This is a genomic window from Bradyrhizobium sp. CCGE-LA001 (assembly GCF_000296215.2).
Lineage (GTDB): Bacteria > Pseudomonadota > Alphaproteobacteria > Rhizobiales > Xanthobacteraceae > Bradyrhizobium.
In genome coordinates, this window is record NZ_CP013949.1 from 4,484,046 (window position 1) to 4,507,343 (window position 23,298).

Consider the following 23,298-nt stretch of genomic DNA (forward strand, 5'->3'; position numbering starts at 1 on the left):
CAGGCGCCGGTGGAGTTCCATCGCCGAATTTTTCGTCAGTCCAGCCAAGCACTTGGCTACTGTGCATGGGGTTGTTTTCGCAGCTCGGCCGAAAGCGAGCCCTATAATCCCGGCGATCTCGCCGCCCAAGCCTTGGTGGCCTGGCAGCTTTCCATCGCACGGAGGTAGGCCGGGCGCGCCGTCGTGCGGGCGAGATAGTCCCGCTCGGTCAAACCGGGGACATAGTTGCCGGTACGCAGGCCGAGCAGGAGCGCGTAGCTCACCGAGATATCGGCGGCCGTGAATCGGTCGCCAGCGAGATACCGGCACTCTGAGAGGCGGCGGATCACCAATCCCAGCCGGCTCTCGAAGGTCTGCATTGCCCAGCGGGTCACGCGGACATCGCGCTCGGCTTCGGGCGCCAGTTGGCGACCGACAATGAGGGCGTTGATCGGCCCGGCGAGCCCGGCCTCGCCCAAATGGAGAAATTGCAGATACGAAGCGAAGGCGGGATCATCCGGAGCCACGGCAAGCGAACCAGCGCCGTAGCGGGCGAGCAGGTACTGAAGAATCGCGATCGATTCGACCATGATCGTCTCGCCATCCTGCAGCGCCGGAATGAAGCCGGCGGGGTTGATCGCGAGGAAGTCGCGGTCAATCTCGGCGGCGAGCAGATCGACCGGGTGCAGCCGATAGGCCAACCCCATTTCCTCAAGCAGCCAAACGACCCGGAAGCCACGACCTTCGCCATAAACGGTGAGCATGGTTGAGCGCTCCCTGATTGAGCCCGATATACTGGCTCGCAAAGTAAGCCAGTCGCGCCACGGACCCGCGATGGCGGCCTATTCGAGCTCGACCACCTGGCCGTTCGACAGCGAGACGCGGCGGTCCATGCGGCCGGCGAGCTCCATGTTGTGGGTCGCGATCAGCATCGAGACCTGCGTCGCCTTGACGAGCTGCATCAGCGCCTGGAACACGTGGTCCGCGGTGTGCGGATCGAGATTGCCGGTCGGCTCGTCCGCAAACAGCACGCGCGGCGCATTCGCCACCGCACGCGCGATCGCGACGCGCTGCTGCTCGCCGCCAGACAACTCGGCGGGCCGATGGGTGATGCGGTCGCCGAGGCCGAGATAGCCCAGGATCTCCTTGGCGCGCTTCACGGTCTCGGACTTCTTCAGGCCGCGGATCATCTGCGGCAGCATGACGTTCTCCAGCGCCGAGAACTCCGGCAACAGCCGGTGCGACTGGTAGACGAAGCCAATGTCGGTCCGGCGCAGTTGCGTGCGCTCGATGTCGGGCAGCTGCGAGGTCGGCGTGCCCGAGACATAGACCTCGCCTGAATCTGGCGCCTCGAGCAGACCCGCAATGTGCAGCAGCGTCGACTTGCCCGAGCCCGACGGCGCCACCAGCGCGACCGACTGCCCCGGCCACAGCGCCAGCTTGGCGCCATCAAGAATCGTCAGCGGCACCTCGCCCTGCAAGTACTGCCGCTTTATCTCGTGGAGATAAATGACCGGTACATCTTCCCCCTGCTGCTCCATCAGCCCCTCACTCGTACCGCAGCGCTTCGACAGGGTCGAGGCGCGCGGCACGCCAGGACGGATAGAGCGTCGCCAGGAACGACAGCGTCAGCGCCATGATGACGACGGCCGTGGTCTCGCCGACGTCGATCTCGGCGGGCAGCTTCGACAGGAAGTAGAGCTCCGGCGAGAACAGCTCGGTGCTGGTGAGCCAGGACAGGAATTGCCGGATCGATTCGATGTTGAGGCAGATCACGAGCCCGACGAAGAAGCCGACCAGCGTGCCGACCACGCCGATCGAGGCGCCCGTGATCAGGAAGATGCGCATGATCGAGCCTTGCGAAGCGCCCATCGTGCGCAGGATCGCGATGTCGCTGCCCTTGTCCTTCACCAGCATGATCAGGCCGGAGACGATGTTGAGCGCTGCGACCAATACGATCATGGTCAGGATCAGGAACATCACGTTGCGCTCGACCTGGAGCGCGTTGAAGAAGGTCGAGTTGCGCTGCCGCCAATCGACCAGGAACACCGGTCGGCCCGCAGCCTCCGTCACCGCCTTGCGGAAGGCGTCGATCTTGTCGGGGTTGGTGGTGAACACCTCAATCGAGGTGACGTCGTTGCTGCGGTTGAAATAGGCCTGCGCCTCCGCGAGCGGCATGAACACGAAACCGAGATCGTATTCGGACATGCCGATCTCGAAAACGGCGGCGATCTTGTACGGCTTGATGCGCGGCGTCGTACCCATCGGCGTCACCGCACCTTTCGGCGCCACCAGCGTGACGCTGTCGCCGGCATGCAGCGACAGCTGATCGGCGAGCCGCCGGCCGATCGCGACGGCCTGTCCCTCGTCGAAGCCCTCCAGCGAGCCCTGCTTGATGTTCTTGGCGATCGAGGTGAGGTTGTTGAGGTCGTCGGAGCGGATGCCGCGGACCAGGACGCCCGAGGCGTTCCACGGCGACGACGCCAATGCCTGGCCGTCGACCACGGGCGCCGCGAGGCGGATACCCTGGACCTGGCTGAGGCGGTCGGCGACATCCTTCCAGTCTGTTAGAGGCGATTCCAGCGGCTGGACCAGGATATGGCCGTTCAACCCCAGGATCTTGTCGAGCAGCTCCTTGCGGAAGCCGTTCATGACGGCCATCACGATGATCAGCGTCGCCACGCCCAGCATGATTCCGAGAAAGGAGAACCCGGCGATGACCGAGATGAATCCCTCCTTGCGGCGCGCCCGCAAATAGCGCGCCGACAGCATCCACTCGAATGGCGCAAAAGGCGCAGACTTCTTGGTTTCGGTCATGGTCTCATCCATCGCTCGATAATCCCATGATTCGGGGTCAAATGTGGCCGGATTGGCGGCCGCGATATCGCGCGATGAACAATATTCAGGCGACCAGCCTTATCAGCCCACAAGTCTTGCGACCGCGTCGGCAGGCGACATGGTCTCGCGGGCGCCGTCGCTGCGCCGCTTGATCTCGACCTTGCCGTCGGCGAGTCCCTTCGGCCCGATCATGATCTGCCAGGGGATGCCGATCAGGTCGGCTGCGGCGAATTTGGCACCGGCGCGCTGGTCGGTGTCGTCGTAGAGCACGTCGACGCCCTTGGCGGTGAGCTCCGCATAGAGCTTCTCGCAGGCCGCATCGACTGCGGCATCACCCTGCTTGAGGTTGAGCACCACGGCGCGGAACGGCGCCACCGCTTCCGGCCATTTGATGCCGGCATCGTCGTGGCAGGCCTCGATGATCGCGCCGAGCAGGCGCGAGACGCCGACGCCATAGGAGCCGCCATGGATCGGCACGTCGACGCCGTCAGGGCCCGCCACCAGCGCCTTCATCGGCTCGGAATATTTCGTGCCGAAATAGAAGATCTGACCGACCTCGATGCCCCGGGTGTTCACCCGCTTCTCCGCCGGCACCTCCTGCTCGAAGCGCGCGGCGTCGTGAACGTCTTCCGTCGCAGCGTAGACCGACGTCCACTGCTTGATGATCGGTGTCAGGTCGCTCTCGTAATCGACGTCCTCGCCCGGCACCGGCAGGTCGAGCACGTCGCGATTGATGAACACGCCGGATTCGCCGGTCTCGGCCAGCACGATGAACTCGTGGCTGAGATCACCGCCGATCGGCCCCGTCTCGGCGCGCATCGGGATCGCCTTCAGTCCCATCCGCGCGAAGGTGCGCAAATAGGCGACGAACATCTTGTTGTAGGCAACGCGCGCGGCGGCTTCGTTGAGGTCGAACGAATAGGCGTCCTTCATCAGGAACTCGCGGCCGCGCATCACGCCGAAGCGCGGACGCTGCTCGTCGCGGAATTTCCATTGGATGTGATAGAGATTCAGCGGCAGGTTCTTGTAGGACTTCACATAGGCGCGGAAGATCTCGGTGATCATTTCCTCGTTGGTCGGCCCATACAGCAGCTCGCGCTTGTGGCGATCGGCGATGCGCAGCATCTCCGGGCCATAGGCGTCGTAGCGGCCGCTCTCGCGCCAGAGATCGGCAAGCTGGAGCGTCGGCATCAAGACCTCGATCGCGCCGGAGCGGTCCTGCTCCTCGCGCACGATCTGCTCGATCTTCTTGAGCACGCGGAAGCCGAGCGGCAGCCAGGCATAGATGCCGGCCGCCTCCTGCCGGATCATGCCGGCGCGCAGCATCAGCCGATGCGAGACGATCTCAGCCTCTTTCGGGTTTTCCTTCAGGATGGGCAGAAAGAACCGCGACAACCGCATGACAATACTCTGGGAATCAGTGCTGGATTGCAGTGAAAGCGGATTGGGAGCGAAAACACAAGACCGGGAATGAGGAAAAGCCGCTAACGCGGCGGAATTCCTGTCATTTTTCCGTCGACTTCAGGTTTGCCTCGAGCATCAACATGCCGTGCAAAGCCGGCGAGCCTAGGGCGGCGGCACGACGAGTTCGTCCTCGAGCGTGATCCGCTCGAAATCGCTCACCAGCGCGTCGATCCGCACCTGCCAGCGGCCGGCGAAGGGCAGCTCGACCTTGTGCACATGCCAGTAGCCGTCCGGCCCCAGCGAGGCGCTCCGTTCCATCGGCTCGATGCCGCGCTCGGGCAGGCTCAGTATCAACGTCACCTCCTTGGCCCTGAGCAGCGTCCCCTCTCCGGTCATGAGCTGGAGCACGAAATCGTCCACGCCGGCCTTCCCAGGAGACACCAGCACCTGGAACATCGCCTTGTCGCTGTGGATGTGGATCCCCAACGGCGTCTCGGGAACGATGGTCCGCGGCGGCGGCGTGAAGCGCCAGCCGGCGACGACAGCAAAGATAGCGAGCGCGATCCCGCATTCGAGCAGGATCGAGCGCTTGAGGGCGGTCCCGGCCTCGTGATCACGAGCGAGCGTTGGAGTCAAACGCAAGCGATTGAGCGCCGCCAGTGCGAGCAGCAACAGGACCAGCGCGAGCTTGATCGAGAGGATGAGGCCGTAGCGGGTCTCGACCAGCGCCGACGGCTTTCCTAGCTGAATGACGGCGAGCACAAGACCGGTCAATGCCAACGCGGCGATGACCGGCACGGCGATACGGGAGAAGCGGTAGACGACCGGCAACGCCATCGCCCCCGACTTCGAGACCAGTGCAGCAAGCGGCGCCAGTGCGCCGATCCAGAAGGCGACGCCGAGGCCATGGAGGAAGATCGCCGGCCGCGTCAAGATTTCGGGCGGAGCGGTGGCGGCGTGTCCTGTCATGGTCAGCGCCAGCCCGACGCAGACCAAGGCAATGACGGCAAGAGCCCGCGAAGACCAGCCGCTGCGCAGCGCCAGCAGAGCGAACAACATCGCCGCAATCGCAACCAGCAACGCCGGGCCGGCGCTGGTCGCGAACGCGACTTTCCAAGGCGCAGCCGTCACGAGACCCGCCGGCGACAGGCCGAGGAGATCAAGACCCAAGGCACCAAGGGACACCACTGCGCTGGGGATGCCGATCGCGAGCGCCACGCGCGGCACGGTCATGCCAATCATCGACCAAGCAACCCAGCGCGCAAAGAAGACGCCGCCTACGCCGACGAACAGTCCGAGATAGAGCCCGACCCGCGCGAGCCAGATCAGCACGCTCAATTCTTCGTCCGCACTCGCCGGGGGCTTCGTTCCCGTCGGCGCGCCGATCGAGAAAATCACCGATCCTGCGACGGGATGGCCGTCCTGCGAAATCACGCGATAACTGACCACCGCCGTGCCCTGCGGCAGGTCCGGCGGCATGTTGACCGAGACGGCGTCTCCGGCTGTGTCAACGCGCACATCGTCCCGCGCCCTGCCCGAGCCGTCGATCAGCCGGATCGCACCCGGCGTCACGGCCTCGTTGAAGCGCAGGACCACGGCTGGCGGCGCGCTCGCAAGCACGGTGCCGTTTGCCGGCTCGACCGCTACCAGCGCAGCATGCGCGGATACACCAGTCGCGAAGCCGACCGCAAAAAGCAGCGTCGCGAGCGCGGCGAACAGGCGCATCAGGGCTTTGGCATGAGCTTCACACCCGGTGCCGGGGACTTGCCATCATGCGAATGCCCTGCTCCCTCTGCCGGGACGTCGATCCAGCGGCTGAGGCCGGTTTCGCACTCCTGGACGACGGGGAAGTACAGGGTCGTGTTCGGCTTGAGCGTGGCGGTCAGGAACGTGTGCACGACGAATTCGTCATAGTGCTGGTCCGGCAACTTGCCGCCGGACCACGCCACCTCCTTGACGCCGGAAGAGAGCTTGCTGCCGTGATAGTCGTATTCCCCGGCATATTTGCCCTCGACGACATCGATGGTCCAGCCCGCCTTCGGCATCGGCTTGACCGCGATGACACCTTCCGGGATCTGCACGCGGATCTTCACCGTCGGCGAGCCCTTGCAGCCGTGCGGCACAGTGAACACAGCCTTGTACGACGCGCCGACCGTGGCTTGCTTGGTCTCGAGCGACACATGCGCCGCCGCCGGTGAGGCGGCGAACGCAACGATCAGGATCAGGCAGGATCGCTTCGACATGGTCAATCTCCCCCAGGTCAATGTCACTTCATCTTCATTCCGGAATGATCCGGCGTTTTCTTCATGTCCATATGACCTGAATGCCCATCACCACCCGGCGCCTGCGCGCCAACGCCCTGGACGTCGAGAGAGACCGCGACCTTGCCGGCCTTCTCGAACTGAAGCGTTACCGGCACCTTGTCGCCCTGCTTGAACGGCCCCTTCAGCTCCTGGAGCATCAGATGATTGCCACCCGGCGCGAGCTTCACCGTCTTGCCGGGATCGATCGTCACTCCCTTGTCGAGCGCGCGCATCTTCATCACGCCATTGTCCATCGCCATCTCATGAATCTCAGCCTTCCCGGCAATGTCGGCGGACACACTGACCAACCTGTCCGCCGCCGTGCCTTTGTTCTCGATGGTGAGGTAACCGCCCGCGACCTTGGCTCCACCCGGCGTCGCACGGCTCCAGGGCTGCGAAATGACGAGATCGCCGGCCTTCACGTCGTCGGCCGCCGCGGGCGCTGCACCGAGCGTGACAGCGAACGTCGCGAGCAGCACATTCTTCAACATTGTCTTCATATGCGTATTCCTGTTTGCAGACTGAATTCAGCGGGTGGAGCGTTGTTGGGCCGACCATGTCTCGAGATCGGGAATTTCGGCGGAACCTTCGATCGTCGTGACGGTGCCATCGCGCGAAAAGAGCATCGTTCTGGGAATGTCGCCCTGCCAGGCCGGATCGATCTCGAATCGCAAACGCTCGACGAAGCCGTCACTGAAGATGAAATTCTCGGTCGACGACAGCCCCGCCTTGTCCAGCATCGATTGCGTCGCCGCCGGCAGGTTCGGCACGAGATCGGCACTAACCGTGACGACATCGATCTCGGGATGGTCCTTCGCGAACTCGCCGAGCAGCGGCAGCTCGACCTTGCAGGGGCCGCAAGTCACGCCCCAGAAATGCACGAGCATCGGGCGGCCCGCATGGCCCTTGAGCACGCTCTGCCAGGTGCCGCGTTCGAATGGCTTGAGAGCCGAAGGCGACCCGAGTGCGGACGCCGATGCGATCAGGATGCCCAGCCCCAGAATGCCTGCAAATCGACGTCTCATGGTTGATCCTCGATCGCTGTGAGACGATAGCCGTCCGCCTTCGTCATCCATGACAGATACACTTGCCGGCCATTGTCGACGAGCAAGGGATGGTCGGACGTGTCGGTTGTGCTCGCTATCGTCTTCGGCGGCGACCAGGTCTCGCCATCGTCCCTGGAAATCGTCATCTGGACCGAGGTTTTCTCCCCGTCGAATTCCTTCCACACCATCACCATTCCCGGCGGCCCCGCGAGCACGAAGGGACGCGTCGGATTGCGACCAGGCTGCCCCAGCGCCATCGGCGCAGAGAACGTGCGGCCTTGGTCGCGCGAATGCGCGTAGAACAATCCCTTCCGCGCCTTGCCGTTCGTGTACCAGACCACATGATAGGTTCCGTTCGGCGCCACCGAAAGACTGGGACCGTGATGGGGGCAGGCATTGATCTGCCAGTCGTCATGGCTGACTCGGTGGATCTCACCCGGCGTCGAAACGTCGGCGAAGGTCATGACCGCGTGATCGCGCACACCGCCTTCGAAGATGTTTCGTAAGATCACAGCGGGTCGGCCGGGCGCCGCGAACGCCAGCCCCAACCGGCAGCATTCGCAAGTGCCCTCGCGAGCCAGCTTTGCTTCTGCGTAAGTGGTGCCGCCATTGCTCGACGATGTGAAGAACAACCCCGCTCCCTCGTACTTCTGTCCCGCTTCCTTCGCAAAAACGCGATTGCGCTTGTCGAGCCAAGCCGCGAAGACCGTTCCGTCCTGGTCGAGCGCCAGCGCCTCGAAGCGCTGGCTCTCATTGCTTGCCGTGATCGGCTTCAAATCCGCAAAACTCTTTCCGCCATCGGCCGAGCGCGTGGTGAGCACCTGGCCGTTGAAGGCCTCGTCCCTGAAGATCGAGAACGCCACCGCGATGCCGCCCTTGCGATCGACCACGATCTTCGGCCGGGCATCCGGCCCCCAATCGAGGTTCAGCCGCTTCGTCGTGACCTGGGTTGGTGTGGAGAAGGTACGGCCGGAATCCTGCGAGTGCGCGACAGAGACCTGCCCGCCCGCCATCCAAACCAACCATAGCGTTCCATCCGGAGCGAACGCGGGCGTCGCCTTGGTTGCACAGCGCAGCGTCGGCTCTTCACACGCCGCTTCGGACGCATGCGGCGCACGCATCTGGGCGAGCGCCGGGGCTTCCACGAATGCGAGAGCGATGATCGCGAGCAAGCCATTTCGGATCACGGCCCTATTCCCTTCGAGAGCCCGGATCATCTAAACGCCACCTTCATACCAGCAACGAATGTGCGCGGCGAGCCTGCATAGATCGATCCCGTCGTGTTTGCGAGCACGCTCGCAGGATTTTGAAGGCCCGCCCCCGTCACCGTGTTCGCGATGTTGTTGGCCGAAGCGACGTAGGTGCGGTCGAACACGTTTCTGACTTCGAGAAACAGATTCAGAGACCTGAAGGTCTCGGACACCAGATCGGCCTTGTAGTGAACATTTACGTTGACCAGCTCATAGCCGGGCGCCTTCAGCAAATTCGCGTTGTCCATGTAGAAGGAATCCTTCCACTGCACCTCGACGAAGCCGCCGAGGCCCGCCAGCGGTCCCGCGAACTCGTCGTAGCCGATCCTGGCCGTCAGCTCATTGGGCGAGATGCCCGGGATCTTGTTGCCGGCGCGGTTGAAGCTGAACACGGTGCCATTGGTGATGTTCTCGACATATTCAGTGTAGACCTCGTCGAGATAGGTGTAGGCCGCCAGGAATCGCCAGCCCGGATAGAACTTCCAGTCTGCCGCAAGCTCGATGCCACGGTGTTCCGAGCGTGGAGCGTTGAACGTGTAGGATATGCCGGCGACCGGCGTCGCCTGACTGACGATCTCGTTGCGGAAGAACTCGTAGAAGCCGGTTGCGCTGAGCTTGAGCGTGTTGTTCGGCGTCCAATCGAAGCCGAGATCGTAGCCCAGGTTTTTCTGCGCCTGGAGCTGGGTGTTGTTGCCCGACAGACCGGTCGGAAGCACAAAGAGATTCGAGACCTGCGGTGTGCCGTACCCGGTCGCAACGCGACCCCGGAATAGCCACTCGTTGTTGCGATTGTAGAGGAGCGCAAACTCTGGCGCAGCATTTTGAAACTGCCGGTCTGCGGTCGTCAGGGTCGTCGTGGTAATTCCGGTGGGACCTGCGTAGGCATACGCCGTGTTCACCCCCTTCAGAACGGTGGTCTCCCAACCAACGCCGGCGACAGCAGTCAGCGCGCTCGTCAGCCTCAACTCCTCGCGCGCGCGGACGCCATAATTGGTCGTTTCGCTGAAGAGATTGCTCGATAGCCTGCCGAGCGCAGCATTGCCTCCCGGCATCACGTTCCGCGTGTCACTCGAGGCCGACAGCGTGTTGTAGAACGCGCCGAAGAAGGTGGTCGATTCCAAGCCGAGAATCTCGCCGCGCTTGGTCAGGTCGCTCATGTAGTTGTACGACGGAAAATCTCCGATCGAGCTGGTCGTGCCGGTCGGCTGGCTGATATTCCGGTCATCGAACACGAACTGGTTGCGCCAGGTTATGGTGTTGTCGAAATCGTGCTCCCACCGGGCGCCGACGATGGTTCGGCGGTCGTTGCGGCCAAGCCCGGCCTGCACAGCCGTCTCCACATCAGTTCCAGCGGTGGCGTTGAAGCCGTTGTTGAACAGCCTGACCGTGCCGCATCCGGGCGCGGCCGTGGCGCCGGTCGCACATCCCTGCTGGAACGGGTTGAGATAGTATTGATTCAGCGACTGCCGGATCGGCAACCGTGTGCTGAGATCGTTGTTGATGATCTTGACCGTGAAGCGATCGTTCGGCGTGGCCTGGAGCGTTCCGAGGAAGTTGACGGTCTGGGTGTTGAACCAGCTGTTGCCGATATAGCCGTCACCCCGCACATCGCTCGCAAACAGCGAGCCCTCGAAATTGCCGACCCTCTTGCCGGCCGCGAGGTAATTGTTGAGATAGCCGTAGCTGCCGCCGTCGACGCCATATTCGACGCCGTCGATCGTGCTGCCCGGCCGTGTCCGGAAATTGAGCGCACCGCCGGTCGCGTAATTGCCGTAGAGCGCCGATGAGGGGCCGCGGATCACGTCGATCGCAGCATAGGCATGGGGATCGATCAGGTCGCTCCGCGACAGGCCGTCCGGCTGCGTCACCGGAAAGCCGTCCTCGAAGATGACGAGATTGCGGATGGCGAAACCGTTCCGGGCATTGGATCCGCGAATCGAGATGCCGAAATCGCGGGGGCCATTTCCTTGCTTGACCGAGATGCCCGGACTGTCCCGCAGAACGTCGCTGACCGAAAACGCCGGGCGGTTGTCGAAGCGGCTGCGATCGATGGTCGTCGCGGTCTGGCCGGCCGGTGCCTGATTGAGACCATCTCGCGCCGCGCCCGCGCTGGACGTCCTGTTTTGGGCCGAAGCCCTGTCGGTCGCGTTCGGCGCAACAGGCCTTGCTGCGCGGCCGGCCGAAGCAGAGCGAGGCCGCGATGGCCGGGTTGCTGCTCTGGGGCGGGCCGTCTGCGGCGCCTCGACGGTGACAGGGGGTAGCGCCTCCTGGGCAGCCTGGGCAAGCGCGCCTGTGCTGGTCGCGGACAACAGCCCACAAAGCACGGGCAAGCTCGCGCTGCCGATCGCACATATGCGTAACATCACTAGTATTCCTGACATCCGGCGCGACGGCCGGTCCATTGAGCACGCCCACCGGCGCAGCCAAGCCGCGCGCCGATAGTTCGGTTGGTCGCTACGTCAGGAAAAGCGTGGAGGTGCGCGCGCTTGGGCGCCTGAGCCTCTGTAGGCGGACACCCTGGATGCATCCGCAGCGCGCCACACCACGCGCTCGGCGTGCCGAACCGGAGTTGCGAGCGCGACCTGCGGCGGCGAATCGAGCGATGCGGCCGCTTGCGCGAGGCAACACATCGCGCAGGCACCGGCGTGCGCAGTAGAGCTGCCGGTCTGATCGTTCTGGCCGCCCTGCTCACCCCCGCTGTGGCAGATCACTCCCGCAAACAGCGGATCGGCGACGGCCTGGCCGGCCGACAGGCACGCGGCAATCGGCGCCAGCACCTGCATCACCAAAGCGAGCAGGACGATGGGTAGGAATTTTTGCAGCCGCGCGTGCATTCGCCGAACCATTCGTTCGCCTGCTAACTAAACACCCGGCTTGCCCGAAGTCGAGGTCAGTTCCGCCGTCTTCTTGCCCCGGCGCAAATTTCTTGGAAACTGTGCTGGCGAGCACCCGATCGAGGCCGGAGGCCGCTCATTTGAGGCAAGTCAAACGCCTCATCCCCCACAGATTTATTATATATGTCATATACTTACAGGGCATGAAGCCCGAACATTTCGTCAACTGCTCGAATTTTGAACAATCGTTGCCGAAAATGATGACAAGTGAGAAAAGTTGATCTAGCATCCCTCTTGCTCAGGCTGACCGCGAGGTCAAAGCCTGGTGGTCCAAGTCTCGGGAGGAGCCCCTGGCGCGCAAAACGCAGCGTCGCCCCGTCAATCAAGAGCAAATCTTAGAATCGGGGATAATAGGGTCGACACAATTTTTGAGCGGGGCCAGGGCCCCGCTCTTTTTTTGCCTGCAGGGCTGAAGCGCCGATGACGGCTTCTCCCAATCCGATCGAACTCAGCTTCGAGCTGGCGGCCTCGCGCTGCGCCGATCTGGCGCCACGGGTCTATCAACGCCTGTGCGAACGGCATCCGGAAACCCGAGCGATGTTCCGCTCGCAAGGCAGCGAGCTCGTGATGGGGTCGATGCTCGCGCTGGCCATCGAGGCGATCCTCGACTTCGCCGACGCGCGGCGTGGACATTTCCGGCTGATCGCCTGCGAAGCCGCCTCGCACGAGGCCTACGGTACCTCGCGCGACCTCTTCATCGCCTTCTTTGCGATCATCCGGGATACGCTCCGCGATCTGCTCGACGATGAACGGTCGGGCGACATCGCGCGGGCTTGGCATGCATTGCTCATCGAGATCGACGCGTTCGCCGTCCCGGCCTGACGCTTTGCGCTGCACCAACGACGCCTGCGGCGATCACGCGATTGATTGCAGATTGAGTGGCGTCAACTCTTGTGAGAGACTTTCCGACATCGGTCGCGCAATCAATGACGCGCCGACGATAAAATCTTACGGGAGCGAGCGATGTCCGGGACGAAAGATTTCTCGACGACGAGGCGCGATCTTCTTCAGGCGGCAGCGGCCGCCGGCGCCGGAGCTGCCCTCTTCGGCAGCATGAGCATAAACCCAGCACTTGCAGCCGAAGTCGGACGATCGGAGAAGCCGCTGAAAGCGGCCTTCTCCAACGCGGGCCTGCAGGCGACGTGGTGCGCGCAGGGCAAGAAGGCCGCGGAGTTCTGGGGCAAGCTGTTCAATGTCGAGGTGACCTGGTTCGACGGTCAGCTCGATGCGGTGAAGCAGCGCGCGGCGATCGACAACATGGCCTCGCAGAAATGGGACTTCGTCGCGATCCAGGCCTTCGGCATCGGCACCCTCACCCAGCCCGTGCAGAAGATGATCGACGCCGGCACGCCCGTGATCGACATGGACACGCTGATTGCGCCGCTCGACCAGATCAACGTCCACTCCTTCCTCGCACCCGACAACGAGTTCATGGGTGCCTCGGTGACCCAGGCGCTGTGCAACGCGATGGGCGGCAAGGGCAAGATCATCATGACGCAAGGCGCGCTCGGCCACACCGGCGCGCAAGGCCGCGCCAAGGGCTTCAACTCGGTCGTCAAGCAGTTCCCGAACATCGAGGTGCTCGACACCCAGCCGGCCGACTGGGACGTCTCGAAGACCGCCCGCCTCTGGGAGACCTATCTGACGAAATATCCGCAGATCGACGCGGCGTTCTTCCACAATGACGACATGGCGCTCGCCGCCTACAACATCATGAAGGCCCGCAACCGCACCAACATCCTGATTGGCGGCGTCGATGCCATGCCGCCGGCGATCCAGGCGGTGAGCGAAGGCCGCATGTTCGCAACCGTGCGCAATCCGTCCTGCCGCATCCATGGCGGCGCGATCATCGCGGGCGTGTCGGCGGTGGTCGGGGGCGAGAAGAGCGGACAGGGCATCCCCAAGAACGTCGTCACCGACGGTCCCGTCGTGACCAAGGCGAATGCGCCCGGCATGCAATGGATGCAGGATCACTATCTGATCTAGTTCTCCATGCCTGAGGTTGGTTCGCCTATCCTGGAGCTCCAGGGCATCACGAAGAGCTTCGGCGGTGTCGAAGCACTTCGTGGTGTCGACTTCGCGCTTCACGCCGGCGAGATCCATGGTCTCGTCGGCGAGAACGGCGCCGGAAAAAGCACGCTGATGAAGATCATCGCCGGCGTGCACACCGACTTCTCCGGCCGCTTCCTGATCGACGGGGCGGAAACGCATTTCCGCTCGGCGCGCGATGCGCACGCGGCCGGCATCGCCATGGTCCATCAGGAGCTCTCGGTCGCGCCCGACCTCACGGTCGCCGAGAACGTCTTCCTGGGCAACCAGCCGACCAACGCCCTTGGCCTCGTCCAGTGGCGGCGGATGGCGCGCGAGGCCGGCGAGCAACTCGCCCGCTTCGGCATCGACGTCGATCCGATGAGCAGGCTCGGCGATCTCCCGATCGGGCTGCAGCAGCTGATCGAGATCGCGCGCGTGCTGTTCTCGGGCGCGCGCATCGTCATCCTGGACGAGCCGACCTCCGCCCTCTCCCCGCCCGAGGTCGAGCGCCTTTTCGCGACACTCAGGCGGCTGCGCGAGGAAGGCGCCGCCATCGTCTTCATCTCGCATTTCATCGAGGACATCCTGCGCGTCTCCGACACGGTGACCGTGTTCCGCAACGGGCGCAAGGTCGCGGAGACCGCGAGCGCCGCGACCAGCAAGGGCGCGCTGATCGAGGCCATGATCGGCCGCGGCGGCGAAACGCTCGAGCACAGCTACACCGACGATCTGATGCTGCCGCAGCCGAGCGGCAGCCCGGTGATCCTGAAGGTCGATCAGCTCTCCCTCGCCCGCAGCCTCAAGGATGTCTCGTTCGAGGCGCGCGCAGGCGAGGTGCTCGGCATCTATGGCTTCATGGGCTGCGGGCAGCAGGAGCTGTCGCGCATCCTGTTCGGCAAGCTGAAGCCGGACGGCGGCACGCTCGCCGTCGAGGGCACGCCGAAGACCTTCGCCAGCACGGCGGCGGCGCGGCGTGCCGGCGTGGCGCTGGTGCCCGAGAGCCGGCGCGACATGCTGTTTCACCAGGAACCCGTCTACAAGAACATCTCGATCAGTATTCTCGACCGCATCTCGGCGCTGCTGCTCAAGCCGGCGCAAGAGCGCGATATCGCCAAGCGCCAGGTCGAGCAGCTCCAGATCAGGCCGCCGGTGGTCGGCCTCGACCTCGGCATGCTCTCCGGCGGCAACCAGCAGAAGGTCGCGCTGGCAAAATGGCTGACCTATCCGCCCAAGCTTCTGGTGCTGTGCGAGCCGACCCGCGGCATGGATGTCGGCGCCAAGAACGACGTCATCAACATCGTCCGCGACCTCCGCGCTAAGGGCCTTGCCATCATCGTGCTGTCGACCGAGCCGGAAACGGTGCTGTCGCTGGCCGACCGCATCCTCGTGCTCAAGCGCGGCGCCTTGGTGCGGGAATTCAGGAACGAGCCGGTCAGCAAGGACCGCCTGCTGGAAGCGGCGTGACGGAGAAGCACATGAGCAGCGACACGGCGTTGGCGACGGGGCAGCGGACACGCGGGCTCGCGCCCTTCCTGCGCTCGCAGATGCGCAACATCGCGCCGTTCCTGACCTTGATCTTCCTGGCCGGCTTCTTCTCCTTCGCCAGCCCCTCCTTTGCGACGCTCGACAATCTCGGCAACATCCTCACGCAAGTGTCGATCACCGGCATCATCGCGGTCGGCCTCACCTTCGTGATCCTCTGCGCCGAGATCGACCTCTCGATCGCCGCCATCGCCAACGTCACCGGCATCGCGGTTGCCTACTTCACGCTGCAGGAATCCTACGTCAACATCGCCAACGTGCCGCTGCCTGGCGCCGTCGCAATCCTGCTGTCGATCCTGCTCTGCGCCCTGCTCGGCCTCGTCAATGCGCTGGGGCTGACCGTGATCGGCATCCCCTCCTTCATCATGACGTTGGCGATGATGCAGATCGCCGCCGGCATCTCCGCTCTCCTGGTGCGCGGCCAGATCGCCTACAAGGTGCCGAGCCTGATCACGACGCTCGGCTCGGGCTCGATCGGCGGCATCCCCTGGCTCGTCATCATCGCCGCGCTGATGCTGCTCGGCGGCCATCTGGTGCTGACCTACACGCGCTTCGGCCGCTATGTCTACATGGTCGGGGGCAATCGCGAGGCCGCCGAATATTCCGGCCTCAACGTCAAGCTGATCCTCGGCGCGGTCATGGTGATCTCGGCGGTGTGCTCCGGCATCGGCGGCATGCTCGGCGTCGCCCATTTCGGCAGCGCGCAGCAGAACGAGTTCGACACCTACCTGCTCGACTCCATCGCCGCCGTCGTGGTCGGCGGCACCAGCCTGTTCGGCGGCCGCGGCGGCATCGGCAACACCATCGTCGGCCTGTTCGTGCTGGGCGTTCTCAACAATGGCCTCGATCACGTCAACATCGACAGTTTCCTGAAGATCCTGATCCGCGGCCTGATTCTCCTGGCGGCGCTGGTCATCAACGTCTATGCGCAGCGCTTGAGGGAAAAAGCGGCGGAGTAGGCGGCTCTCGAAACAAAGGTACGAAAACAACCCCATGCACAGTAGCCGGGGCCAGCGAAATCAATGGCTTGCGCGCGGCGTCGCCGAACTGCGGATTTAGCGAACTTCGTTTGACTCGTCGGGCAAAACAGGGGCAGGATGTCACCATGGCGGCGCCCTCAAAGCGATTGGCGAAGTACCGCTGCCACCCCGTCATTGCGAGCGCAGCGAAGCAATCCAGGTATCTCTCCGCGGATGCATTTCTGGATTGCTTCGCTGCGCTCGCAATGACGACGCGGTGAGAGCAGCTGATCAACATGGCGAACACTGCTCAGCTCGCGCCCTTCCCGGCCGGCGAAATCTTCGAAAATCTGAAATCACAATGGCTCGCGCCGCCGGCCAGCGTCTGCGTCCGTTCCAGGCGGATGCCCCGCGTTGCGTAGGCATCGAAATCGAGCCCGCAAATGTTCGGCAGGATGTCCTTGTCGCCATGGCGCGCGGCGAATTTGCAGAAGCCGCAAGCCTTGTAGTTGATGCCGAACTCAAACTCGTCGCCTGGCCCGGGCTCGACGAAATTGTAGACGAAATCACCCGGGAATGCGTCTTGATGGCTCTTCGTGACACTTTGCGCCGCCTGCTCGCGCAGCAATGTCTGGTTCTCGGGTGACATGAACTCGCGCCCCGCGGCGAGGCGTTCCGCCTCGGGCACCGTGAGCAATTGCGCATTGTAGGTTTCCCGCTCGATGTCGCCGATCACCGGCAGCGGCACACCATGCCGCTGGAGCACGCGGCTGATAGCCATAAAACCCATCAGACGCATGAAGAAATCGCTCATGCGGTTTGCTGCACCTCCGACATAGGGCAGCTGGGCGAGCACGACCGCGAATTCGTCCATGACCTCCTGCCTGATGGCAGCGATATCGGGCAGCTGTGCACGGTCGCGCAACATCGCTTCGGCAAGGTCGAGGCGATGGCGCATGGCGGCTTCCATGGTGCCGCGATGCGCCTCGTAGAAGGGATGGATGATCTCGGCCATCGGATGTCTCTCAACAAATCGCCCTGCCCGCTTCATTCCGCGGCGATCGCCTCGATCTCCAGCAGCCATTTGCTGTCGACGGTTTGCGCGATCATGACGGTCAGCGCGGGTTCGTGTCCCGCCAGCATTTTGCGGCGCACGCCGCGATTGGGCACGACCTGGCTGAGGTCGGTCAGGAACGTGGTGACCTTCACCAGATTTCGGATGCCGAGGCCGGCTGCGGCGAGCACCTCGATGATGTTCCGCCAAGCCTGCTCGCATTGCGCCTCGAAACCGTCGGGCACGCTGCCGTCGGACCTCTCGGGCACCTGACCGCTGATGAACAGCAGTCGGCGATGCTGACTGACTTCGAGTCCCATGCTGTAGCCGCCGGCGGGCGGATGAACCGATGGAGGATTATGCGTGACGATTTGAGCCATGTCAGATTGCCTCCTGTTCGACGAATTCCAGTGCCAACCCATGCGATGCCGCAGGCGACACCAGCAGCACGGCGCCGCGCATCTCGAAATCGACGCCGTTTGACTTCAATGTGCGTCGGGTAGCGTCGAGCTCGGCGACAGCAAAACGCGCAGCGCAGAAGCGCGGCGACGTATCGCCGGCAAGGCCCGGCAACCGCTGCGACAATTCCGCAGGGCCCAGCACCGTGATCCGATCGCCGGTCTTGCCGATCGTCAGCCGCCCCGGCGCAAGCTCGGCCGTTCCTTCCATGAGATGCTCGAGAAATTCGCGATGCCTCGCCGGCTCCGGTGCCGACATCACGACCTCGATCACACGTGTTGCCGCGTTAGGGTGGCGCTGATAATCGGGCTTCCAGAACAATTCCGGCGCATGCCGCTGCTGGCACGTGAAGAACGCGATCTCGGACATCGCGGGATCGGTGGCAAAGGCGAGCGAAAACTCGACGCGCGCCGTGCCACCGCCCGGCAGCACCGCGTCGCGGCCAAAATCGAACGGCGCGTAGGCGCCGATGCCTTTCGCCGCGAAATCGGCCGCATCCGCAAGGGCGTCGGTGCTGTGCAAGGCCAGCATCGACATGCCTTCGCTACGCGCGAGAAAATCCCGGTTGTGAGCCGCGAAGCTGAAGCGCCCCGGCGCGGCGGCGGGCACCAGCGCCTCGTCGGTGACGGCCAGCAATTCGAGAAAATTATCGGCGAACTGCGCGAGGCGGTTGCTGGTTCCGAACGGGTGCACCCCGGTCGGCGTGAGATTGAAGCCGAGCTTTTGCCAATCCAGCGCGGCCTGTTGCAGATCGCGGACGCAAATGACGAGATGATCGAGGCGGCGGGGCATGGGTTTCTCCGGATTGCGGATCCACCGTATCCGGCGACGGCGCTGCCGCGCAAACCATCATTCCTGCGGTTCAACGCAAGAAAATCTATTGCAAGCCCACAGCCGTTGCATGACAAACTTGGCAGCGATGACCTACGCCCTTCCCCCGCTCAACGCGCTCCGCGCCTTCGAAGCCGCCGCGCGCCATCTCAGCTTCAAGCTGGCCGCGCACGAGCTGCATGTCACGCCCGCCGCCGTGGGGCAGCAGGTGAAGGCGCTGGAGGCACGCCTCGGCGTGCGGCTGTTCGATCGGCTGCATAAGCAGCTCATCCTCACCCCGGCAGGACAGGCCTATCTGCCCGGGATATCCGAAGGCTTTCGTCACATTGCCGAGGCGACCTCGCATTTGAAGCCGGCTGGCGTGCTGCTGCAATTGGGCGTCCACGGCAGCATCGACCTGCGCCGCCTCGATCTCGCGGAGTTTCGCAGCGCGCACCCGGACATCGGCCTGCGGGTGCTGCAGCCCGCCGGCCTGCACGAGATGGTCGAAGGCAAGGTCGACCTGCTGATCGCCCGCGGTCTCGGCCACCATCCCGGATATCGCTGCAACCGGATCGACGAGGGATCGGGTCTGGGCGACTGGCTGGTCGCGCCCGAAGGCACGGCGGATTGCCCGGAGGTCGTCAGTTTCCGCGCGTGGCTGCGCGCCTTATCGGCCGAGAAGCCGCGCGCAAGCGGCCGTCCGCGTCTGGTGGGCATCAGCGGACGTTGAGGCTGTTCCCGGCCGCTACCAACGCCGAGTCCCAAACCTACAACCGGGAACAATGAACATTTTTCGTGGTCTGCGCGACCAAGCTCAGGATCGTCATCTGAGCCCCAGGGATTGCGCAAAAATGAACCGTCGAACGCTAGGGGGCTTGCTTGCCGGCAGCCTGCTCGCTGCGACGGCCGCGATGGCGATCCCGGTCACGCCGGACCCTGTCCGCGACAGCTCGGCGGATACCATCCAATTCGGCTGGCATCGCACCCCGGGCGCAAACGAGTATATCGATCAAACCTGGTGGGCGGTCAGGGACCGTTGCACCCCAGGGCATCTCGGTGAGCGCCTCCTCTGCGACGCGGTCGCATTTCTGGCACGGGCAGCCACCCGGACGTTCGAAGCCAAGATGTCCGACGAGGCCGGTCTCGCGCTGCCGGCGGGCTGGGGACTGATGACCGCGAAGAACTCGCCCTTCATCCGGTCGGCGCACGTCGAGACGCCACGCGATCTCGCGGCGGTGCTCGCCTTCTATCGCGCCGCACTCCGGGAGCGAGGCTGGACGGAAATCGAGGGCGCGGTGGTCACGCCCGACAGCACCGCGATCGGCTTCACGACGAGCGAAGGCCCGGCGTCGCTTCGGCTCAGCCGCGAGAGCGGCAAGACCATCGCGGATCTTTCTCTGCGCAAGCCGGCGGTCGCGTCGGCCGGCATCCTGCCGAAGCCCGGGCAAGCGAGGTTGCTGCTCGGCAACAAGACGGATAAAGCGGCGGTCATCACCGTCAACGAGCGCACCATCCCGCTGGCGGCTCACGCCGGAGAAAGGCTGGCCTACTCCGACAACGTTGCGGACGAATTGCCGGACGACCTGAAGCTCGACCTGCCGCCGGGCAAGTACAAGTTCAGCGTCAAGGCGGATGGTCGCGCGCAAGATCGGCAGTTCGAAGTCGCGGTCAATGAGACCTGGGGTGTTCTGGTCGGACCGGATGGCGCCTTGCTGCCGATGCGGCTTTATTGATTATCGCCTGTCAACCGGATAGTTCCGGCATCCAGTCCCCCAGCTTTCGCGCAGCGCCGGTGACGTCTGCGATGGTCGGAAATGCCGCCGTCTCCACCATCATTGCGCGTGCGAGCCGCACGGCGCGAGCTTCGCTAATCGCTCGCCTGCGCGGATCCTCGATCAGCTCGAAGTCGATGTTGTGGGCGAGGCCGAAGATGCGGCGGATGGTTTTTGCGGCGGTGAAGCCGACCGTATCGGCGAACAGGCGCTGCATGTAGGCCCGCCGCTCGGCTTCCAGGCGCGCAGCCCCCTTCTCGCCGGCGAAGAGCGAGACGGGATAGGCATCGCCTTCCGCGCCGGCGCGCCAGAGGTCGAGGAATTTGCGGGCGAACTCATTCCAGACCTTTTCGACGGTCTCCAGAACCCAACCCTCGAAGGCCGCCCGCTCGCCCACTTTGCGCTCGTGGCCGGCGGAGGCGAAATAGGCCATCAGGAGATTGGCCAGCACGGCGCCGACGTCGAAGCCCATCGGGCCGTAGAATGCGAATTCGGGGTCGATCACCCGCGTCTGGCTCTCCGTCACCATGATCGAGCCGGTGTGGAGGTCGCCATGGAGCAGCGCCTCCGGGCTTGCCATGAATTTCAGCTTCAGCCGGGAGATCGCGACGTGCAGGTCCATGTCGTCGCGCAGCTCCGCGGCCAGGCCGTCGAGATAGGGCGCGGTCCAGCGGTTCTGTTCGGCGACGCGGTAGGGATCGGTGAAGATCAGATCCTCGGTGATCTTGCAGAGCGCATGGTTGCCGGCAAACGCCGCGATGCCCTCCTTCTTCTCGGCCGCGGACAGCGCGAGGTCGGAGGTAAAGAACAGCGTCTGCGCCATGAAGGTGGTGATGTCGTCCACAAAGCCAGGATATTGCGTTGCCGCAACCAGCCCCTTGCGCATGATGATGTGGGGTTCGAGCAACTCCATCACCGTGAGCGCCAGCGCCGCGTTGTGATGCAGCAGCGCCGGCACGAGGCCGGGCGCGAGCTCGGCCTGCTTCGACAGCGCCAGATATTCGTAATGGGCCCGGGACAACGGCAACGGCCAGCTCTCGCCGACCAGGCGGACGTAAGGCAGCGCCTGCTTCACGGCGATGCCGCCGCGATTGCCCTTGACGATGAAGACGAGGTTGAGATTGCCGTCGCCGACCTCGGTGATCGCCCAGGACTTGGGCTCGCCGCCGAGCAGTGCCGCGATATCGGGCAGGCCAGCGAGATAGTCCCGCAAGTCCGCCTCATGCAAGATCCGATAGTCCCCTGCCCGGTCCCCGCTCATGACGATCCCATCCCATGTCTGGGCCGGAACGTTACTCCCGCTGCTGGGAAGCAGGAGCCGAGCCCGGCCATTCTTTTGGTCGGATCGTAGTCACAATCAACGCAGGCCGCCAGCCAGCGCTTTTGGTTGTGCCAGCGCACAGGAAGATGACCGAGGTCACGAGTATCGGGACCAAGCTGGGACGCTTGGTCGCGAGCGCTCGGTCTGCCGGCCAGGAACACAAGCGGGCCGAGACGGTTTTGCCATTCTGACCGTTTGAAGGAGCTGCCGATGAGCCGCGGAATGCCATCCATGACTGCACTTCTGGCGATGCTGGCCATCGCCGGATATCAGAACCGCGACAAACTGGCAGAGCTGCTGAAAGGCGCCGGCGGCGGCTCGTCCCCGGGGGGCCAGCAGCCGCTCGGAGGCATGCTGGGCAATCTCGGCGGCATGCTCGGCGCGGGCGGAATCGGGGGCCTGCTCAACGGCGGAATTGGCGAGCTCCTGGAGAGGTTTAACCAGAATGGGCAGGGCGAGATCGCCGATTCATGGGTGAAGCCCGGCCCGAACAAGGAGATCTCCTCGCCGGAGCTCAAGCAAGCCATCGGCAGCGACGTCCTGGAGAAGCTCGCACAGCAGACCGGGCTTTCTCAAGACGAGATCGTCACACGGCTATCCCGCGAGCTTCCGACCGCCATCGACAAATACACGCCGGATGGACGTTTGCCCGACGCGTAGCTGCAACGGCTCCACTCAGAAGAGGAGTACACATGAGCCTTCTTTGGACCATCATCATTGGCTTCATCGCCGGCGTGATCGCCAAGTTCATCATGCCCGGCGATAATGAACCGTCCGGCTTCATCCTGACGACCATCCTCGGCATCGTCGGAGCCTTCGTGGCCTCCTATCTCGGCCAGGCGCTGGGCTGGTATCGCCCTGGCGAAGGGGCGGGCCTGATCGGTGCGGTGGTCGGCGCGATCATCGTGCTGTTCGTCTACGGTCTTATCGCCGGCCGGCAACGCCGCGCGATCTAGAGCTGGCGCGGATCGTTACTCCCGCTCCAGGAAGCTCGAGCCGATCTCGGCCTTTCTCTTGATCGGGTCGTAATCGCAATAGACGCTGTCCGCCACCAGCGTGTAGCTGGCGTAGACGCTGTATTTGTCCGTCTTGACCGAGTTCAGCCCGATTACCGAGGTGCTCTTGCCGCCGTTCCATCTAAACGGCGTCGAGCTCTTGGCCTGCTCGCAGGCCATCACGGCCTCGTTGAAGACATAGCCCTCGACGAAGGCCTTCAGGGTGCGCAGCTGCGCCGCCATCTTCCATTCGACATAGCCGATGACGCCTAGGCCGGCGACGATCAACACCAGAAGCGCAATGACGATCCGCTGAAAAGTCATTCGATCCCCCCAAAAACAATCGCCTGCAATAATACCTAAAACGGCATGCCCATCATCTTCGACAGGCGCTCGATCGAGAGAAAGCCGGCGTGGTAGGCGGCAAGGCCGATGCCGAAGACGATCGCCGAGATGATCGTAGTCCAGATCAGCTTGCGCCCCATTCGGGTCAGGATCGGTGCGCCGGGGTCGGTGCCGGGCGCGCCGACGCCGTCCTCGTGCTGGCTGCGCACGCCGAACGGCAGCGTCACGAACAGCATGACCCACCACAGCACGAAGTAGATCGCGAGCCAGGTTGAAATCTGGATGGCCATGAC

Annotated in this window: 25 protein-coding genes; 8 read left to right on the forward strand and 17 right to left on the reverse strand. The window is 63.9% G+C overall.

Annotated features, from left to right (window positions below):
• Positions 1–101 precede the first annotated feature (101 nt).
• The 11 genes from BCCGELA001_RS20735 to BCCGELA001_RS20785 all read right to left on the reverse strand — a co-directional run bounded on the left by BCCGELA001_RS20735 (position 102) and on the right by BCCGELA001_RS20785 (position 11,654).
• Positions 102–743 carry a glutathione S-transferase family protein gene (locus BCCGELA001_RS20735; protein WP_008547619.1) on the reverse strand — a complete coding sequence of 214 codons (642 nt, stop codon included), beginning with the start codon at positions 741–743 and terminating at the stop codon, positions 102–104.
• Between the two features lie 78 nt (positions 744–821).
• Positions 822–1,520, reverse strand: coding sequence for an ABC transporter ATP-binding protein (locus BCCGELA001_RS20740; RefSeq protein WP_060737754.1), 699 nt, complete (start codon positions 1,518–1,520; stop codon positions 822–824).
• A 7-nt stretch (positions 1,521–1,527) separates the two neighbouring features.
• Complete coding sequence (locus tag BCCGELA001_RS20745) at positions 1,528–2,808, reverse strand: lipoprotein-releasing ABC transporter permease subunit (protein ID WP_008547623.1); 1,281 nt, start codon at positions 2,806–2,808, stop codon at positions 1,528–1,530.
• Positions 2,809–2,898: 90 nt separating this feature from the next.
• On the reverse strand, positions 2,899–4,218 hold the full coding sequence (gene proS / locus BCCGELA001_RS20750; protein WP_008547625.1) for a proline--tRNA ligase: 1,320 nt from the start codon (positions 4,216–4,218) through the stop codon (positions 2,899–2,901).
• Positions 4,219–4,383: 165 nt separating this feature from the next.
• Positions 4,384–5,946 (reverse strand): copper resistance CopC/CopD family protein, encoded by a 1,563-nt coding sequence (locus BCCGELA001_RS20755; protein ID WP_060736196.1) that lies wholly within the window; start codon positions 5,944–5,946, stop codon positions 4,384–4,386.
• Positions 5,946–6,464: a YcnI family copper-binding membrane protein gene (locus BCCGELA001_RS20760; protein ID WP_008547640.1), complete on the reverse strand. Its 519-nt coding sequence runs from the start codon at positions 6,462–6,464 to the stop codon at positions 5,946–5,948. Before BCCGELA001_RS20760 ends, BCCGELA001_RS20755 begins: the two co-directional genes overlap by 1 nt.
• 23 nt (positions 6,465–6,487) lie before the next feature.
• Positions 6,488–7,024 (reverse strand): copper chaperone PCu(A)C, encoded by a 537-nt coding sequence (locus BCCGELA001_RS20765; protein ID WP_060736197.1) that lies wholly within the window; start codon positions 7,022–7,024, stop codon positions 6,488–6,490.
• Between the two features lie 27 nt (positions 7,025–7,051).
• Positions 7,052–7,549: a TlpA family protein disulfide reductase gene (locus tag BCCGELA001_RS20770; protein ID WP_008547649.1), complete on the reverse strand. Its 498-nt coding sequence runs from the start codon at positions 7,547–7,549 to the stop codon at positions 7,052–7,054.
• Positions 7,546–8,757: a sialidase family protein gene (locus BCCGELA001_RS20775; protein WP_008547651.1), complete on the reverse strand. Its 1,212-nt coding sequence runs from the start codon at positions 8,755–8,757 to the stop codon at positions 7,546–7,548. Before BCCGELA001_RS20775 ends, BCCGELA001_RS20770 begins: the two co-directional genes overlap by 4 nt.
• Positions 8,758–8,783: 26 nt before the next feature.
• Positions 8,784–11,183, reverse strand: a complete 2,400-nt coding sequence (locus BCCGELA001_RS20780) for a TonB-dependent receptor domain-containing protein (RefSeq protein WP_060736198.1) — start codon at positions 11,181–11,183, stop codon at positions 8,784–8,786.
• 96 nt (positions 11,184–11,279) lie between these two features.
• A complete protein-coding gene (locus BCCGELA001_RS20785; RefSeq protein WP_193409730.1) occupies positions 11,280–11,654 on the reverse strand; it encodes a DUF2946 domain-containing protein in 375 nt (124 codons plus the stop codon).
• Positions 11,655–12,134: 480 nt separating this feature from the next.
• On the opposite strand from BCCGELA001_RS20785, the gene BCCGELA001_RS20790 reads away from it, so the two are divergent.
• From BCCGELA001_RS20790 to BCCGELA001_RS20805, 4 genes are all read left to right on the forward strand, one after another.
• Complete coding sequence (locus tag BCCGELA001_RS20790) at positions 12,135–12,536, forward strand: globin (RefSeq protein ID WP_008547667.1); 402 nt, start codon at positions 12,135–12,137, stop codon at positions 12,534–12,536.
• A 141-nt stretch (positions 12,537–12,677) separates the two neighbouring features.
• On the forward strand, positions 12,678–13,700 hold the full coding sequence (locus tag BCCGELA001_RS20795; protein WP_060736200.1) for a sugar ABC transporter substrate-binding protein: 1,023 nt from the start codon (positions 12,678–12,680) through the stop codon (positions 13,698–13,700).
• A 6-nt stretch (positions 13,701–13,706) separates the two neighbouring features.
• Positions 13,707–15,209, forward strand: a complete 1,503-nt coding sequence (locus BCCGELA001_RS20800; RefSeq protein ID WP_060736201.1) for a sugar ABC transporter ATP-binding protein — start codon at positions 13,707–13,709, stop codon at positions 15,207–15,209.
• 11 nt (positions 15,210–15,220) lie between these two features.
• Positions 15,221–16,246, forward strand: a complete 1,026-nt coding sequence (locus tag BCCGELA001_RS20805; RefSeq protein ID WP_060736202.1) for an ABC transporter permease — start codon at positions 15,221–15,223, stop codon at positions 16,244–16,246.
• Positions 16,247–16,556: 310 nt separating this feature from the next.
• Here BCCGELA001_RS20805 and BCCGELA001_RS20810 read toward each other — a convergent pair whose 3' ends face one another.
• From BCCGELA001_RS20810 to BCCGELA001_RS20820, 3 genes are read right to left on the reverse strand one after another with little or no spacing between them, the layout of a single operon-like run.
• Entirely contained in the window at positions 16,557–17,261 is a 705-nt protein-coding gene (locus BCCGELA001_RS20810; RefSeq protein WP_008547683.1) for an L-2-amino-thiazoline-4-carboxylic acid hydrolase, read from the reverse strand.
• Between the two features lie 32 nt (positions 17,262–17,293).
• Positions 17,294–17,680, reverse strand: a complete 387-nt coding sequence (locus tag BCCGELA001_RS20815) for a RidA family protein (protein WP_008547686.1) — start codon at positions 17,678–17,680, stop codon at positions 17,294–17,296.
• Between the two features lies 1 nt (position 17,681).
• A complete protein-coding gene (locus tag BCCGELA001_RS20820; RefSeq protein ID WP_060736203.1) occupies positions 17,682–18,551 on the reverse strand; it encodes a VOC family protein in 870 nt (289 codons plus the stop codon).
• A gap of 127 nt (positions 18,552–18,678) precedes the next feature.
• On the opposite strand from BCCGELA001_RS20820, the gene BCCGELA001_RS20825 reads away from it, so the two are divergent.
• Both BCCGELA001_RS20825 and BCCGELA001_RS20830 read left to right on the forward strand, forming a co-directional pair.
• Entirely contained in the window at positions 18,679–19,302 is a 624-nt protein-coding gene (locus BCCGELA001_RS20825) for a LysR family transcriptional regulator (protein WP_060737755.1), read from the forward strand.
• Positions 19,303–19,483: 181 nt separating this feature from the next.
• The gene (locus BCCGELA001_RS20830) at positions 19,484–20,305 is read left to right on the forward strand and encodes a hypothetical protein (protein ID WP_236840722.1); all 822 of its coding nucleotides are present in this window, start codon (positions 19,484–19,486) and stop codon (positions 20,303–20,305) included.
• A 10-nt stretch (positions 20,306–20,315) separates the two neighbouring features.
• Here BCCGELA001_RS20830 and mtnK read toward each other — a convergent pair whose 3' ends face one another.
• Positions 20,316–21,605: an S-methyl-5-thioribose kinase gene (mtnK, locus tag BCCGELA001_RS20835; RefSeq protein ID WP_060736205.1), complete on the reverse strand. Its 1,290-nt coding sequence runs from the start codon at positions 21,603–21,605 to the stop codon at positions 20,316–20,318.
• A 270-nt stretch (positions 21,606–21,875) separates the two neighbouring features.
• Between mtnK and BCCGELA001_RS20840 the strand changes: the two genes are divergently transcribed.
• Together BCCGELA001_RS20840 and BCCGELA001_RS20845 are read left to right on the forward strand one after the other, a co-directional pair.
• Positions 21,876–22,325, forward strand: coding sequence for a YidB family protein (locus BCCGELA001_RS20840; protein ID WP_060737756.1), 450 nt, complete (start codon positions 21,876–21,878; stop codon positions 22,323–22,325).
• 32 nt (positions 22,326–22,357) lie between these two features.
• Entirely contained in the window at positions 22,358–22,621 is a 264-nt protein-coding gene (locus BCCGELA001_RS20845; RefSeq protein ID WP_008547711.1) for a GlsB/YeaQ/YmgE family stress response membrane protein, read from the forward strand.
• A gap of 15 nt (positions 22,622–22,636) precedes the next feature.
• On the opposite strand, the gene BCCGELA001_RS20850 is transcribed toward BCCGELA001_RS20845, so the two are convergent.
• The gene (locus BCCGELA001_RS20850) at positions 22,637–22,984 is read right to left on the reverse strand and encodes a hypothetical protein (protein WP_008547713.1); all 348 of its coding nucleotides are present in this window, start codon (positions 22,982–22,984) and stop codon (positions 22,637–22,639) included.
• Positions 22,985–23,019: 35 nt separating this feature from the next.
• Positions 23,020–23,295, reverse strand: coding sequence for a DUF1467 family protein (locus tag BCCGELA001_RS20855; protein WP_008547715.1), 276 nt, complete (start codon positions 23,293–23,295; stop codon positions 23,020–23,022).
• Positions 23,296–23,298: the final 3 nt, after the last annotated feature.

Bases quoted from the DNA above. Each gene is read 5' to 3' on its own strand.
- BCCGELA001_RS20735 (WP_008547619.1), bottom strand. From the start codon at position 743: ATGCTCACCGTTTATGGCGAAGGTCGTGGCTTCCGGGTCGTTTGGCTG.
- BCCGELA001_RS20740 (WP_060737754.1), bottom strand. From the start codon at position 1,520: ATGGAGCAGCAGGGGGAAGATGTACCGGTCATTTATCTCCACGAGATA.
- BCCGELA001_RS20745 (WP_008547623.1), bottom strand. From the start codon at position 2,808: ATGGATGAGACCATGACCGAAACCAAGAAGTCTGCGCCTTTTGCGCCA.
- proS (WP_008547625.1), bottom strand. From the start codon at position 4,218: ATGCGGTTGTCGCGGTTCTTTCTGCCCATCCTGAAGGAAAACCCGAAA.
- BCCGELA001_RS20755 (WP_060736196.1), bottom strand. From the start codon at position 5,946: ATGCGCCTGTTCGCCGCGCTCGCGACGCTGCTTTTTGCGGTCGGCTTC.
- BCCGELA001_RS20760 (WP_008547640.1), bottom strand. From the start codon at position 6,464: ATGTCGAAGCGATCCTGCCTGATCCTGATCGTTGCGTTCGCCGCCTCA.
- BCCGELA001_RS20765 (WP_060736197.1), bottom strand. From the start codon at position 7,024: ATGAAGACAATGTTGAAGAATGTGCTGCTCGCGACGTTCGCTGTCACG.
- BCCGELA001_RS20770 (WP_008547649.1), bottom strand. From the start codon at position 7,549: ATGAGACGTCGATTTGCAGGCATTCTGGGGCTGGGCATCCTGATCGCA.
- BCCGELA001_RS20780 (WP_060736198.1), bottom strand. From the start codon at position 11,183: ATGTTACGCATATGTGCGATCGGCAGCGCGAGCTTGCCCGTGCTTTGT.
- BCCGELA001_RS20785 (WP_193409730.1), bottom strand. From the start codon at position 11,654: ATGCACGCGCGGCTGCAAAAATTCCTACCCATCGTCCTGCTCGCTTTG.
- BCCGELA001_RS20790 (WP_008547667.1), top strand. From the start codon at position 12,135: ATGACGGCTTCTCCCAATCCGATCGAACTCAGCTTCGAGCTGGCGGCC.
- BCCGELA001_RS20795 (WP_060736200.1), top strand. From the start codon at position 12,678: ATGTCCGGGACGAAAGATTTCTCGACGACGAGGCGCGATCTTCTTCAG.
- BCCGELA001_RS20800 (WP_060736201.1), top strand. From the start codon at position 13,707: ATGCCTGAGGTTGGTTCGCCTATCCTGGAGCTCCAGGGCATCACGAAG.
- BCCGELA001_RS20805 (WP_060736202.1), top strand. From the start codon at position 15,221: ATGAGCAGCGACACGGCGTTGGCGACGGGGCAGCGGACACGCGGGCTC.
- BCCGELA001_RS20810 (WP_008547683.1), bottom strand. From the start codon at position 17,261: ATGGCCGAGATCATCCATCCCTTCTACGAGGCGCATCGCGGCACCATG.
- BCCGELA001_RS20815 (WP_008547686.1), bottom strand. From the start codon at position 17,680: ATGGCTCAAATCGTCACGCATAATCCTCCATCGGTTCATCCGCCCGCC.
- BCCGELA001_RS20820 (WP_060736203.1), bottom strand. From the start codon at position 18,551: ATGCCCCGCCGCCTCGATCATCTCGTCATTTGCGTCCGCGATCTGCAA.
- BCCGELA001_RS20825 (WP_060737755.1), top strand. From the start codon at position 18,679: ATGACCTACGCCCTTCCCCCGCTCAACGCGCTCCGCGCCTTCGAAGCC.
- BCCGELA001_RS20830 (WP_236840722.1), top strand. From the start codon at position 19,484: ATGGCGATCCCGGTCACGCCGGACCCTGTCCGCGACAGCTCGGCGGAT.
- mtnK (WP_060736205.1), bottom strand. From the start codon at position 21,605: ATGAGCGGGGACCGGGCAGGGGACTATCGGATCTTGCATGAGGCGGAC.
- BCCGELA001_RS20840 (WP_060737756.1), top strand. From the start codon at position 21,876: ATGAGCCGCGGAATGCCATCCATGACTGCACTTCTGGCGATGCTGGCC.
- BCCGELA001_RS20845 (WP_008547711.1), top strand. From the start codon at position 22,358: ATGAGCCTTCTTTGGACCATCATCATTGGCTTCATCGCCGGCGTGATC.
- BCCGELA001_RS20850 (WP_008547713.1), bottom strand. From the start codon at position 22,984: ATGACTTTTCAGCGGATCGTCATTGCGCTTCTGGTGTTGATCGTCGCC.
- BCCGELA001_RS20855 (WP_008547715.1), bottom strand. From the start codon at position 23,295: ATGGCCATCCAGATTTCAACCTGGCTCGCGATCTACTTCGTGCTGTGG.